Source organism: Halobacillus sp. AWM4_238 (assembly GCF_056158265.1).
This window is the reverse complement of record NZ_JBSWSY010000002.1, coordinates 3,120,749-3,134,970: the sequence shown is the minus strand read 5'-3', so window position 1 is coordinate 3,134,970 and position 14,222 is coordinate 3,120,749. Positions and strand designations below refer to the sequence as shown.

The window sequence follows — 14,222 nt, the reverse complement described above, 5'->3', positions numbered from 1 at the left end:
CTCACTCAACATTTATATTTAAGGGTAAATAGCATGGCTGTCATGATTCGTGCGCGAACTTCATCGCGAAGAGGTAAAGAAAAAGCAAGAACGTCACGATCGATGACACTTGCCATTAGTTTGCTTTCCCTGTCCGTGATGATCTCATAATCTACCAGCCGTTCAAGAACATCGATGGCTTTGGATTGAGACACATGCGGGTTGATCAAATCCATCACCTCTTCAATCATTTCTGACCCTTTTCGATGTTGAATCCGGCTGATTCGTATATATCCGCCGCCGCCTCTTTTACTTTCTACTATATATCCTTTTTCCACAGTAAAACGTGTCTTAATCACATAATTGATCTGAGAAGGTACACAATCGAATTTTTCGGCAAGTTCACTCCGTTTGATTTCTATCGCGTGGTGACGATTCTCATCTAAAATCTCCTTGAGATATTCTTCAATAACATCAGAGATATTCCGCATGCTCCCTCCCCCTCTTTTGACTTTGACTATCTTTGACTTTAATTTTATTATACTCAAATTTTCTTGTCATGCAACTTGTTTGTTTAGAAGAATTACATCTTCTATGTTTCCCCGTTTCATACCGAAATAAAACAAAAAAACTGCACAGAATCAACTGTGCAGTCCTTTATTATTGATGGCCGCATTCTTCTACACCATCCATCAAAGATAGACGCTCTAAAAGAAGCGATCGATCATACTTTTGTCCTTTATTTAGCTCAATGACCACTTTTTTTTGAGTCTGGTCCAGTGCTACAATGTCGATTTTTCTGATCTCCAGCTTCATCTGATCAAAAATGGTTAAGACATGGTTGATTGGTGAATCCTTACTGATGGTCACTTGGTAAATATTTTTACGATTACCATTAAACTTCTCTTTCTCGATCTTGTTTAAGAATACTAAGCTCATCAGGACAAAGATCGTAGTAACCGTCGCTACATCATACATTCCAGCTCCAACTACTAGCCCTATCCCAGCCACTGTCCAAATGGAAGCTGCTGTAGTCAATCCTCTAATCGTCATTCCATTAACGATAATGGTTCCTGCTCCTAAAAATCCAATGCCACTAATCACATAAGAGGGAATACGGGCTGGGTCGAACCTGACTTGTTCATATTGATCAATGAACGTTTCAAATCCATACAAAGAAAGGAGCATCATCATACAAGCCCCCACTCCAACAAGAATATGGGTTCGAAAGCCGGCTGAATGATTTTTAACTTCCCTTTCGAATCCTATCAATCCTGAAAGGATGAGTGCAAAAAATAATCGAAATACAAATAAAAGAATGTCATCGTGAAAGAAATATGACCAGTTCAAGTGATCCCTCCTTTCTTTATATCTATGTTGATGGTAGTTCATATAGAAAAAAACCAGAAGAATGACCTTCTGGTTTTTAGAATAATGTGGCGGCGTCCTACTCTCACGGGGGTAAACCCGACTACCATCGGCGCTGAAGAGCTTAACTGCTGTGTTCGGCATGGGAACAGGTGTGACCTCTTCGCCTTCACCACCACATCAATATAAAGTTTGAGGTGAACCCTCAAAACTGGATAAGGAAACATCTTTTTGAAAAAGAAACGTTTTTCACGACTGATTGAAATCAGATAGATAAGTCATCGATCCATTAGTATCCGTCAGCTCCACGTGTCACCACGCTTCCACCTCGGACCTATCAACCTCATCGTCTCTGAGGGATCTTATTTGCTTAAAGCAAAGGGAAATCTCATCTCAAGGGGGGCTTCATGCTTAGATGCTTTCAGCACTTATCCCGACCACACGTAGCTACCCAGCGATGCTCCTGGCGGAACAACTGGTACACCAGCGGTGTGTCCATCCCGGTCCTCTCGTACTAAGGACAGCTCCTTTCAAATTTCCAACGCCCACGACGGATAGGGACCGAACTGTCTCACGACGTTCTGAACCCAGCTCGCGTACCGCTTTAATGGGCGAACAGCCCAACCCTTGGGACCGACTACAGCCCCAGGATGCGATGAGCCGACATCGAGGTGCCAAACCTCCCCGTCGATGTGGACTCTTGGGGGAGATAAGCCTGTTATCCCCGGGGTAGCTTTTATCCGTTGAGCGACGGCCCTTCCATGCGGAACCGCCGGATCACTAAGCCCGACTTTCGTCCCTGCTCGACTTGTAGGTCTCGCAGTCAAGCTCCCTTGTGCCTTTACACTCTGCGAATGATTTCCAACCATTCTGAGGGAACCTTTGGGCGCCTCCGTTACCTTTTGGGAGGCGACCGCCCCAGTCAAACTGCCCACCTGACACTGTCTCCGGACCGGATCACGGTCCTGGGTTAGAATGTCCGTACAGCCAGGGTAGTATCCCACCAGCGCCTCCACCGAAGCTAGCGCTCCGGCTTCCAAGGCTCCTACCTATCCTGTACAAGCTGTACCAACATTCAATATCAGGCTACAGTAAAGCTCCACGGGGTCTTTCCGTCCTGTCGCGGGTAATGTGCATCTTCACACATAGTATAATTTCACCGGGTCTCTCGTTGAGACAGTGCCCAAGTCGTTGCACCTTTCGTGCGGGTCGGAACTTACCCGACAAGGAATTTCGCTACCTTAGGACCGTTATAGTTACGGCCGCCGTTTACTGGGGCTTCGGTTCAACGCTTCGCATAAGCTAACGCATCCCCTTAACCTTCCAGCACCGGGCAGGTGTCAGCCCCTATACTTCGCCTTACGGCTTCGCAGAGACCTGTGTTTTTGGTAAACAGTCGCTTGGGCCTTTTCACTGCGGCTCCTCGGCAGAGGAGCACCCCTTCTCCCGAAGTTACGGGGTCATTTTGCCGAGTTCCTTAACGAGAGTTCTCCCGCTCACCTTAGGATCCTCTCCTCGCCTACCTGTGTCGGTTTGCGGTACGGGCACCTCTTTCCTCACTAGAGGATTTTCTTGGCAGTGTGAACTCAGGAGCTTCGGTACTATATTTCCCTCCCCATCACAGCTTGACGTTGCCGGACGGATTTACCTATCCGACCGTCTCACTGCTTGGACGCGCACATCCAGTGGCGCGCTCTCCTTATCCTCCTGCGTCCCCCCGTCGTTCAAACGGAAAGGAGGTGGTACAGGAATATCAACCTGTTGTCCATCGCCTACGCCTTTCGGCCTCGGCTTAGGTCCCGACTAACCCTGAGAGGACGAGCCTTCCTCAGGAAACCTTAGGCATTCGGTGAAAGAGATTCTCACTCTTTTTTCGCTACTCATACCGGCATTCTCACTTCTAAGCGCTCCACCAGTCCTTACGGTCTGACTTCACGGCCCTTAGAACGCTCTCCTACCACTGATCATAAGATCAATCCGCAGCTTCGGTGGTGTGTTTAGCCCCGGTACATTTTCGGCGCAGAGTCACTCGACCAGTGAGCTATTACGCACTCTTTGAATGATGGCTGCTTCTAAGCCAACATCCTGGTTGTCTAAGCAACTCCACATCCTTTTCCACTTAACACACACTTTGGGACCTTAGCTGGCGGTCTGGGCTGTTTCCCTCTCGACCATGAACCTTATCACCCACGGTCTGACTCCCAGAACAAAGTCTATGGCATTCGGAGTTTGACTGAATTCGGTAACCCGATAGGGGCCCCTCGTCCAATCAGTGCTCTACCTCCATGACTTTCTATTCTGAGGCTAGCCCTAAAGCTATTTCGGAGAGAACCAGCTATCTCCGTGTTCGATTGGCATTTCACCCCTACCCACACCTCATCCCCGTAATTTTCAACTTACGTGGGTTCGGGCCTCCAGTCAGTGTTACCTGACCTTCACCCTGGACATGGGTAGATCACACGGTTTCGGGTCTACGACCGCATACTCACTCGCCCTATTCAGACTCGCTTTCGCTGCGGCTCCGCTTCTACTGCTTAACCTCGCATACGGTCGTAACTCGCCGGTTCATTCTACAAAAGGCACGCCGTCACCCATTAACGGGCTCCGACTACTTGTAGGCACACGGTTTCAGGTTCTCTTTCACTCCCCTTCCGGGGTGCTTTTCACCTTTCCCTCACGGTACTGGTTCACTATCGGTCACTAGGGAGTATTTAGCCTTGGGAGATGGTCCTCCCGGATTCCGACGGAATTCCTCGTGTTCCGCCGTACTCAGGATCCACTCCGGAGGGAGAAAGATTTTGACTACAGGGCTGTTACCTGCTCTGGCTGACCTTTCCAGGTCGATTCGTCTATCTTCCTCCTTGGTAACTCCAATGGAGTGTCCTACAACCCCAGAAAGCAAGCTTTCTGGTTTGGGCTGATTCCGTTTCGCTCGCCGCTACTCAGGAAATCGCGTTTGCTTTCTCTTCCTCCGGGTACTTAGATGTTTCAGTTCCCCGGGTGTGCCTGCCTATACCTATGTATTCAGTATAGGATACTGTTCCATTACGAACAGTGGGTTTCCCCATTCGGAAATCTCCGGGTCAAAGCCTACTTACGGCTCGCCGGAGCATATCGGTGTTAGTCCCGTCCTTCATCGGCTCCTAGTACCAAGGCATCCACCGTGCGCCCTTATTCACTTAACTATCGTCGTGAAAAGACGTTTACAATTTCAATTAGATGTCTTGTCATCAAATGTCTCATCGTTAGATGAAGACAATGATTCCTTATCCAGTTTTCAAGGTTCACAAGTTGAAAGATCGTTTGATCTCTCAAAACTGAACAACCAACACAGTACGTTTCCGTTATATCCTTAGAAAGGAGGTGATCCAGCCGCACCTTCCGATACGGCTACCTTGTTACGACTTCACCCCAATCATTGGCCCCACCTTCGGCGGCTGGCTCCAAAAAGGTTACCTCACCGACTTCGGGTGTTGCCAACTCTCGTGGTGTGACGGGCGGTGTGTACAAGGCCCGGGAACGTATTCACCGCGGCATGCTGATCCGCGATTACTAGCGATTCCGGCTTCATGCAGGCGAGTTGCAGCCTGCAATCCGAACTGAGAATGGTTTTATGGGATTTGCTACACCTCGCGGCTTCGCTGCCCTTTGTACCATCCATTGTAGCACGTGTGTAGCCCAGGTCATAAGGGGCATGATGATTTGACGTCATCCCCGCCTTCCTCCGGTTTGTCACCGGCAGTCACCTTAGAGTGCCCAACTAAATGCTGGCAACTAAGATTAGGGGTTGCGCTCGTTGCGGGACTTAACCCAACATCTCACGACACGAGCTGACGACAACCATGCACCACCTGTCACTTGGTCCCCGAAGGGAAAGCCCTATCTCTAGGGTTGGCCAAGGATGTCAAGACCTGGTAAGGTTCTTCGCGTTGCTTCGAATTAAACCACATGCTCCACCGCTTGTGCGGGCCCCCGTCAATTCCTTTGAGTTTCAGCCTTGCGGCCGTACTCCCCAGGCGGAGTGCTTAATGCGTTAACTTCAGCACTAAGGGGTGGAAGCCCCCTAACACCTAGCACTCATCGTTTACGGCGTGGACTACCAGGGTATCTAATCCTGTTTGCTACCCACGCTTTCGCACCTCAGCGTCAGAAACAGACCAGAGAGTCGCCTTCGCCACTGGTGTTCCTCCACATATCTACGCATTTCACCGCTACACGTGGAATTCCACTCTCCTCTTCTGTCCTCAAGTTCCCCAGTTTCCAATGACCCTCCACGGTTGAGCCGTGGGCTTTCACATCAGACTTAAGGAACCGCCTGCGCGCGCTTTACGCCCAATAATTCCGGACAACGCTTGCCCCCTACGTATTACCGCGGCTGCTGGCACGTAGTTAGCCGGGGCTTCCTCGTTAGGTACCGTCAAGGTACCGTTCTATTCGCACGGTACTTGTTCTTCCCTAACAACAGAACTTTACGATCCGAAGACCTTCATCGTTCACGCGGCGTTGCTCCGTCAGACTTTCGTCCATTGCGGAAGATTCCCTACTGCTGCCTCCCGTAGGAGTCTGGGCCGTGTCTCAGTCCCAGTGTGGCCGATCACCCTCTCAGGTCGGCTACGCATCGTCGCCTTGGTGAGCCGTTACCTCACCAACTAGCTAATGCGCCGCGGGCCCATCTGTAAGTGATAGCAAGAAGCCATCTTTCAACTTTCTTTCATGCGAAAGAAAGTATTACCCGGCATTAGCCCCGGTTTCCCGGGGTTATTCCGATCTTACAGGCAGGTTGCCCACGTGTTACTCACCCGTCCGCCGCTCGTTCCACGAGCTTCACCCCGAAGGGATCCACTCGCTTCCCGCGCTCGACTTGCATGTATTAGGCACGCCGCCAGCGTTCGTCCTGAGCCAGGATCAAACTCTCCATAAAAGTTAAGTTTGACTTGCTCATTTGCACACCGAATGTGCTTTGTTTCAAATTCCTTCTATAAAGAAGAAATGTTTTGACGTACTGGTTGGTTCGTTCAGTTTTCAAAGATCAAATAATTGGTGGAGCCTAGCGGGATCGAACCGCTGACCTCCTGCGTGCAAAGCAGGCGCTCTCCCAGCTGAGCTAAGGCCCCTTTATATTAGGAATGGTCGGGAAGACAGGATTCGAACCTGCGACCCCTTGGTCCCAAACCAAGTGCTCTACCAAGCTGAGCTACTTCCCGTTAAAAATGGCGCGCCCGAGAGGAGTCGAACCCCTAACCTTCTGATCCGTAGTCAGACGCTCTATCCAATTGAGCTACGGGCGCATATTTGTTTATGGTGCCGAGGGCCGGACTCGAACCGGCACGGTGGAAACCCACCGCAGGATTTTAAGTCCTGTGCGTCTGCCAATTCCGCCACCCCGGCTTGGCAATTTTATGTTTAACATCGTTGTCGTTCGTTAAGTAGCTTGGTAAAATTTTTGGAGCGGAAGACGGGATTCGAACCCGCGACCCCCACCTTGGCAAGGTGGTGTTCTACCACTGAACTACTTCCGCATAAAGTGCGGGTGGAGGGACTTGAACCCCCACGCCGTGAAGCACTAGATCCTAAATCTAGCGTGTCTGCCAATTCCACCACACCCGCAAATGAATGGTGAGCCATGAAGGATTCGAACCTTCGACCCTCTGATTAAAAGTCAGATGCTCTACCAGCTGAGCTAATGGCTCGCATTAGAAAAACTCTCATTAGTTCTTCAGTGCATGTGCTCGTCGCGTTAGTAGATCATTCGGTGAAGCTTGCGCTCCTCGCAAAGCCTACGATGAAGTGAATCAAAGAGGTTTACGGCTTCTCTACCAGCTGAGCTAATGGTTCTTATCGTGAATGTTAGCACAAGCAACTCATGGTGCCGGCCAGAGGACTTGAACCCCCAACCTACTGATTACAAATCAGTTGCTCTGCCAGTTGAGCTAGGCCGGCTAACTTGATAAGAAATGGTGGAGGATGCAGGGTTCGAACCTGCGACCCCTTGCTTGTAAGGCAAGTGCTCTCCCAGCTGAGCTAATCCTCCGGATTATTATGAAATTATATTAAAGGCTTGGCAGCGTCCTACTCTCACGGGGGTAAACCCGACTACCATCGGCGCTGAAGAGCTTAACTGCTGTGTTCGGCATGGGAACAGGTGTGACCTCTTCGCCTTCACCACCAAACCTTTTTTCAAGGACAAGATATATTGTACTGTCCTTTGAATGAAATTTCAAGGGGTAAATTCAAGTTTTTTTGAAAACCCTCAAAACTGGATAAGGAAACATCTTTTTGAAAAAGAAACGTTTTTCACGACTGATTGAAATCAGATAGATAAGTCATCGATCCATTAGTATCCGTCAGCTCCACGTGTCACCACGCTTCCACCTCGGACCTATCAACCTCATCGTCTCTGAGGGATCTTATTTGCTTAAAGCAAAGGGAAATCTCATCTCAAGGGGGGCTTCATGCTTAGATGCTTTCAGCACTTATCCCGACCACACGTAGCTACCCAGCGATGCTCCTGGCGGAACAACTGGTACACCAGCGGTGTGTCCATCCCGGTCCTCTCGTACTAAGGACAGCTCCTTTCAAATTTCCAACGCCCACGACGGATAGGGACCGAACTGTCTCACGACGTTCTGAACCCAGCTCGCGTACCGCTTTAATGGGCGAACAGCCCAACCCTTGGGACCGACTACAGCCCCAGGATGCGATGAGCCGACATCGAGGTGCCAAACCTCCCCGTCGATGTGGACTCTTGGGGGAGATAAGCCTGTTATCCCCGGGGTAGCTTTTATCCGTTGAGCGACGGCCCTTCCATGCGGAACCGCCGGATCACTAAGCCCGACTTTCGTCCCTGCTCGACTTGTAGGTCTCGCAGTCAAGCTCCCTTGTGCCTTTACACTCTGCGAATGATTTCCAACCATTCTGAGGGAACCTTTGGGCGCCTCCGTTACCTTTTGGGAGGCGACCGCCCCAGTCAAACTGCCCACCTGACACTGTCTCCGGACCGGATCACGGTCCTGGGTTAGAATGTCCGTACAGCCAGGGTAGTATCCCACCAGCGCCTCCACCGAAGCTAGCGCTCCGGCTTCCAAGGCTCCTACCTATCCTGTACAAGCTGTACCAACATTCAATATCAGGCTACAGTAAAGCTCCACGGGGTCTTTCCGTCCTGTCGCGGGTAATGTGCATCTTCACACATAGTATAATTTCACCGGGTCTCTCGTTGAGACAGTGCCCAAGTCGTTGCACCTTTCGTGCGGGTCGGAACTTACCCGACAAGGAATTTCGCTACCTTAGGACCGTTATAGTTACGGCCGCCGTTTACTGGGGCTTCGGTTCAACGCTTCGCATAAGCTAACGCATCCCCTTAACCTTCCAGCACCGGGCAGGTGTCAGCCCCTATACTTCGCCTTACGGCTTCGCAGAGACCTGTGTTTTTGGTAAACAGTCGCTTGGGCCTTTTCACTGCGGCTCCTCGGCAGAGGAGCACCCCTTCTCCCGAAGTTACGGGGTCATTTTGCCGAGTTCCTTAACGAGAGTTCTCCCGCTCACCTTAGGATCCTCTCCTCGCCTACCTGTGTCGGTTTGCGGTACGGGCACCTCTTTCCTCACTAGAGGATTTTCTTGGCAGTGTGAACTCAGGAGCTTCGGTACTTTATTTCCCTCCCCATCACAGCTTGACGTTGCCGGACGGATTTGCCTATCCGACCGTCTCACTGCTTGGACGCGCACATCCAGTGGCGCGCTCTCCTTATCCTCCTGCGTCCCCCCGTCGTTCAAACGGAAAGGAGGTGGTACAGGAATATCAACCTGTTGTCCATCGCCTACGCCTTTCGGCCTCGGCTTAGGTCCCGACTAACCCTGAGAGGACGAGCCTTCCTCAGGAAACCTTAGGCATTCGGTGAAAGAGATTCTCACTCTTTTTTCGCTACTCATACCGGCATTCTCACTTCTAAGCGCTCCACCAGTCCTTACGGTCTGACTTCACGGCCCTTAGAACGCTCTCCTACCACTGATCATAAGATCAATCCGCAGCTTCGGTGGTGTGTTTAGCCCCGGTACATTTTCGGCGCAGAGTCACTCGACCAGTGAGCTATTACGCACTCTTTGAATGATGGCTGCTTCTAAGCCAACATCCTGGTTGTCTAAGCAACTCCACATCCTTTTCCACTTAACACACACTTTGGGACCTTAGCTGGCGGTCTGGGCTGTTTCCCTCTCGACCATGAACCTTATCACCCACGGTCTGACTCCCAGAACAAAGTCGATGGCATTCGGAGTTTGACTGAATTCGGTAACCCGATAGGGGCCCCTCGTCCAATCAGTGCTCTACCTCCATGACTTTCTATTCTGAGGCTAGCCCTAAAGCTATTTCGGAGAGAACCAGCTATCTCCGTGTTCGATTGGCATTTCACCCCTACCCACACCTCATCCCCGTAATTTTCAACTTACGTGGGTTCGGGCCTCCAGTCAGTGTTACCTGACCTTCACCCTGGACATGGGTAGATCACACGGTTTCGGGTCTACGACCGCATACTCACTCGCCCTATTCAGACTCGCTTTCGCTGCGGCTCCGCTTCTGCTGCTTAACCTCGCATACGGTCGTAACTCGCCGGTTCATTCTACAAAAGGCACGCCGTCACCCATTAACGGGCTCCGACTACTTGTAGGCACACGGTTTCAGGTTCTCTTTCACTCCCCTTCCGGGGTGCTTTTCACCTTTCCCTCACGGTACTGGTTCACTATCGGTCACTAGGGAGTATTTAGCCTTGGGAGATGGTCCTCCCGGATTCCGACGGAATTCCTCGTGTTCCGCCGTACTCAGGATCCACTCCGGAGGGAGAAAGATTTCGACTACAGGGCTGTTACCTGCTCTGGCTGACCTTTCCAGGTCGATTCGTCTATCTTCCTCCTTGGTAACTCCAATGGAGTGTCCTACAACCCCAGAAAGCAAGCTTTCTGGTTTGGGCTGATTCCGTTTCGCTCGCCGCTACTCAGGAAATCGCGTTTGCTTTCTCTTCCTCCGGGTACTTAGATGTTTCAGTTCCCCGGGTGTGCCTGCCTATACCTATGTATTCAGTATAGGATACTGTTCCATTACGAACAGTGGGTTTCCCCATTCGGAAATCTCCGGGTCAAAGCCTACTTACGGCTCGCCGGAGCATATCGGTGTTAGTCCCGTCCTTCATCGGCTCCTAGTACCAAGGCATCCACCGTGCGCCCTTATTCACTTAACTATCGTCGTGAAAAGACGTTTACAATTTCAATTAGATGTCTTGTCATCAAATGTCTCATCGTTAGATGAAGACAATGATTCCTTATCCAGTTTTCAAGGTTCACAAGTTGAAAGATCGTTTGATCTCTCAAAACTGAACAACCAACACAGTACGTTTCCGTTATATCCTTAGAAAGGAGGTGATCCAGCCGCACCTTCCGATACGGCTACCTTGTTACGACTTCACCCCAATCATTGGCCCCACCTTCGGCGGCTGGCTCCAAAAAGGTTACCTCACCGACTTCGGGTGTTGCCAACTCTCGTGGTGTGACGGGCGGTGTGTACAAGGCCCGGGAACGTATTCACCGCGGCATGCTGATCCGCGATTACTAGCGATTCCGGCTTCATGCAGGCGAGTTGCAGCCTGCAATCCGAACTGAGAATGGTTTTATGGGATTTGCTACACCTCGCGGCTTCGCTGCCCTTTGTACCATCCATTGTAGCACGTGTGTAGCCCAGGTCATAAGGGGCATGATGATTTGACGTCATCCCCGCCTTCCTCCGGTTTGTCACCGGCAGTCACCTTAGAGTGCCCAACTAAATGCTGGCAACTAAGATTAGGGGTTGCGCTCGTTGCGGGACTTAACCCAACATCTCACGACACGAGCTGACGACAACCATGCACCACCTGTCACTTGGTCCCCGAAGGGAAAGCTCTATCTCTAGAGTTGTCCAAGGATGTCAAGACCTGGTAAGGTTCTTCGCGTTGCTTCGAATTAAACCACATGCTCCACCGCTTGTGCGGGCCCCCGTCAATTCCTTTGAGTTTCAGCCTTGCGGCCGTACTCCCCAGGCGGAGTGCTTAATGCGTTAACTTCAGCACTAAGGGGTGGAAGCCCCCTAACACCTAGCACTCATCGTTTACGGCGTGGACTACCAGGGTATCTAATCCTGTTTGCTACCCACGCTTTCGCACCTCAGCGTCAGAAACAGACCAGAGAGTCGCCTTCGCCACTGGTGTTCCTCCACATATCTACGCATTTCACCGCTACACGTGGAATTCCACTCTCCTCTTCTGTCCTCAAGTTCCCCAGTTTCCAATGACCCTCCACGGTTGAGCCGTGGGCTTTCACATCAGACTTAAGGAACCGCCTGCGCGCGCTTTACGCCCAATAATTCCGGACAACGCTTGCCCCCTACGTATTACCGCGGCTGCTGGCACGTAGTTAGCCGGGGCTTCCTCGTTAGGTACCGTCAAGGTACCGTTCTATTCGCACGGTACTTGTTCTTCCCTAACAACAGAACTTTACGATCCGAAGACCTTCATCGTTCACGCGGCGTTGCTCCGTCAGACTTTCGTCCATTGCGGAAGATTCCCTACTGCTGCCTCCCGTAGGAGTCTGGGCCGTGTCTCAGTCCCAGTGTGGCCGATCACCCTCTCAGGTCGGCTACGCATCGTCGCCTTGGTGAGCCGTTACCTCACCAACTAGCTAATGCGCCGCGGGCCCATCTGTAAGTGATAGCAAGAAGCCATCTTTCAACTTTCCTTCATGCGAAAGAAAGTATTACCCGGCATTAGCCCCGGTTTCCCGGGGTTATTCCGATCTTACAGGCAGGTTGCCCACGTGTTACTCACCCGTCCGCCGCTCGTTCCACGAGCTTCACCCCGAAGGGATCCACTCGCTTCCCGCGCTCGACTTGCATGTATTAGGCACGCCGCCAGCGTTCGTCCTGAGCCAGGATCAAACTCTCCATAAAAGTTAAGTTTGACTTGCTCATTTGCACACCGAATGTGCTTGTTTCAAAATTCTTCTATAAAGAAGAAATGTTTTGACGTACTGGTTGGTTCGTTCAGTTTTCAAAGATCAAATGTTTTGTTTGCCGCTTCAAAACAGCGACTTAATTAATATATCATGTGTAGTTGTTTTCGTCAACAACTTTTTATGATTTATTTTGTTAAGCCGTTTGCGGCTTGCCGCTCTGTTAACGCGACAAGTAATAATATATCACGGGATTTGAAACCGTGCAATAGTTTTTCCGTAAAAAGATAATTCAGATTATTATCCTGCTGTTAGCAAGTTTCCCTGTCCATAAAAGAACAATCCCACCAGAAGAATCTGGCGGGATTGAAAGCTTATGATTCACGATTTCTCATTTGCGGGAACAGTAACACATCACGAATAGATGGGGAATCTGTCAGGAGCATAACTAGACGATCAATCCCGATTCCCAGGCCACCTGTTGGAGGCATTCCATATTCAAGGGCTTCAATGAAGTCTTCATCCATCATATGAGCTTCATCGTTTCCTTCTTCTCTTTCTTTCAGCTGAGCTTCGAAACGTTCTCTTTGATCGATCGGATCATTTAACTCAGAGAAAGCATTCGCGTGTTCACGTCCAACGATGAACAATTCAAATCGATCCGTAAATCTTCCATCCTCTGGATTCTTCTTCGCAAGAGGAGAGATTTCTGTCGGATGACCATAAATAAAAGTAGGCTGAATCAATTTTTCTTCTACACACTGTTCAAAGAATTCATTCACAATATGACCAAATGTCATCGTATCCTTAATATCAATGCCATGTTCTTTTGCAAGTTCTTTGGCACGATCATCAGACATTTGTTCCCAAAAGTCTACGCCTGTGTGTTCTTTAATGGCATCTACCATATGAAGACGTGTCCATTCTGGCTCTAGATCAATTTCTTGTTCATTGTAAGTGACTTTTGTTGTACCTAGAACTTCTTTAGCAATATGAGCAACCATATTTTCCGTCAGGTTCATGATGTCATGGTAATCGGCATAGGCTTCGTAAAGCTCAATCATCGTAAATTCCGGATTATGACGAGTTGAGATCCCTTCATTACGGAATACACGTCCAATCTCATATACCTTTTCCAATCCACCTACGATCAAACGCTTCAAGTGAAGCTCGATGGCGATACGCATATATAACTGCATGTCCAAAGCGTTATGGTGAGTCACGAAAGGACGGGCAGAAGCTCCTCCTGCAATCCCGTGCATCAAAGGAGTTTCTACTTCTAGAAAACCTAAGCCGTCTAAATAACGGCGCATCGACTGAATGATCTTACTGCGTAGGACAAACGTGTCTCTGCTATCAGGATTTGTAATGAGGTCTAAGTAACGTTGACGATAACGTTGTTCAACATCTTGCAACCCATGAAACTTTTCTGGAAGTGGACGAAGGGACTTTGTAAGCAATTGATAGCCTTCCGCTTTTACGGATAACTCTCCCACGTTGGTTTTAAACATTACACCGGAAACTCCTACAATATCCCCTAAATCAGCAGATTTAAATAGATTATCGTAAGCTTCTTCTCCGATTTCATCTTTACGAACGTACAGTTGAATTTGGCCAGTCAGGTCCTGAATGTGGGCAAAACCCGCTTTCCCTTTTCCACGCTTTGTCATGATACGTCCAGCGATGGTTGCTGGGAACTGCTTTTCCTCCAGTTCCTCTTTTGTATATGAATCGTACTTCTCTATTAGATCTTGGGCGTAGTCTGTGCGATCGAATTTGTCACCGAATGGGTCGATGCCCTGTTCGCGGTGAGTATTCATCTTATCGCGACGCACCCGCATATGTTCATTAAGTTCTTCTGTCATTGCTTATCACTCCATTCCCTAATCTTTTTGGGTACATACCGT

At 49.8% G+C, this 14,222-nt stretch carries 3 protein-coding genes, 9 tRNA genes and 6 rRNA genes; all 18 read right to left on the bottom strand.

What is annotated here, in order from left to right:
- Positions 1-5 precede the first annotated feature (5 nt).
- Positions 6-470, bottom strand: a complete 465-nt coding sequence (locus tag ACXACN_RS15540) for a CtsR family transcriptional regulator (protein ID WP_474965681.1) — start codon at positions 468-470, stop codon at positions 6-8.
- A 169-nt stretch (positions 471-639) separates the two neighbouring features.
- A complete protein-coding gene (locus ACXACN_RS15535) occupies positions 640-1,329 on the bottom strand; it encodes an MgtC/SapB family protein (protein ID WP_474965679.1) in 690 nt (229 codons plus the stop codon).
- 84 nt (positions 1,330-1,413) lie between these two features.
- Positions 1,414-1,527: ribosomal RNA gene (gene rrf / locus ACXACN_RS15530) — 5S ribosomal RNA — on the bottom strand.
- Between the two features lie 89 nt (positions 1,528-1,616).
- Positions 1,617-4,532, bottom strand: a 23S ribosomal RNA gene (locus ACXACN_RS15525).
- A gap of 171 nt (positions 4,533-4,703) precedes the next feature.
- A 16S ribosomal RNA gene (locus ACXACN_RS15520) occupies positions 4,704-6,268 on the bottom strand.
- A 117-nt stretch (positions 6,269-6,385) separates the two neighbouring features.
- Positions 6,386-6,461: transfer RNA gene (locus ACXACN_RS15515), tRNA-Ala, on the bottom strand.
- A gap of 13 nt (positions 6,462-6,474) precedes the next feature.
- A tRNA-Pro gene (locus tag ACXACN_RS15510) sits at positions 6,475-6,551 on the bottom strand.
- A gap of 7 nt (positions 6,552-6,558) precedes the next feature.
- Positions 6,559-6,635 (bottom strand) — tRNA-Arg (locus ACXACN_RS15505).
- Between the two features lie 11 nt (positions 6,636-6,646).
- Positions 6,647-6,735, bottom strand: a tRNA-Leu gene (locus tag ACXACN_RS15500).
- 56 nt (positions 6,736-6,791) lie between these two features.
- Positions 6,792-6,866 (bottom strand) — tRNA-Gly (locus ACXACN_RS15495).
- Between the two features lie 6 nt (positions 6,867-6,872).
- Positions 6,873-6,954 (bottom strand) — tRNA-Leu (locus ACXACN_RS15490).
- A gap of 7 nt (positions 6,955-6,961) precedes the next feature.
- A tRNA-Lys gene (locus ACXACN_RS15485) sits at positions 6,962-7,037 on the bottom strand.
- A 174-nt stretch (positions 7,038-7,211) separates the two neighbouring features.
- Positions 7,212-7,287: transfer RNA gene (locus ACXACN_RS15480), tRNA-Thr, on the bottom strand.
- Positions 7,288-7,302: 15 nt separating this feature from the next.
- A tRNA-Val gene (locus ACXACN_RS15475) sits at positions 7,303-7,378 on the bottom strand.
- A gap of 25 nt (positions 7,379-7,403) precedes the next feature.
- Positions 7,404-7,517 (bottom strand): 5S ribosomal RNA (gene rrf / locus ACXACN_RS15470).
- Between the two features lie 144 nt (positions 7,518-7,661).
- Positions 7,662-10,577 (bottom strand): 23S ribosomal RNA (locus tag ACXACN_RS15465).
- A 171-nt stretch (positions 10,578-10,748) separates the two neighbouring features.
- Positions 10,749-12,313, bottom strand: a 16S ribosomal RNA gene (locus tag ACXACN_RS15460).
- The 16S, 23S and 5S rRNA genes sit together here with 9 tRNA genes alongside, the layout of an rRNA operon.
- A gap of 376 nt (positions 12,314-12,689) precedes the next feature.
- Positions 12,690-14,180, bottom strand: a complete 1,491-nt coding sequence (lysS, locus tag ACXACN_RS15455; protein WP_474965677.1) for a lysine--tRNA ligase — start codon at positions 14,178-14,180, stop codon at positions 12,690-12,692.
- Positions 14,181-14,222 lie beyond the last annotated feature (42 nt).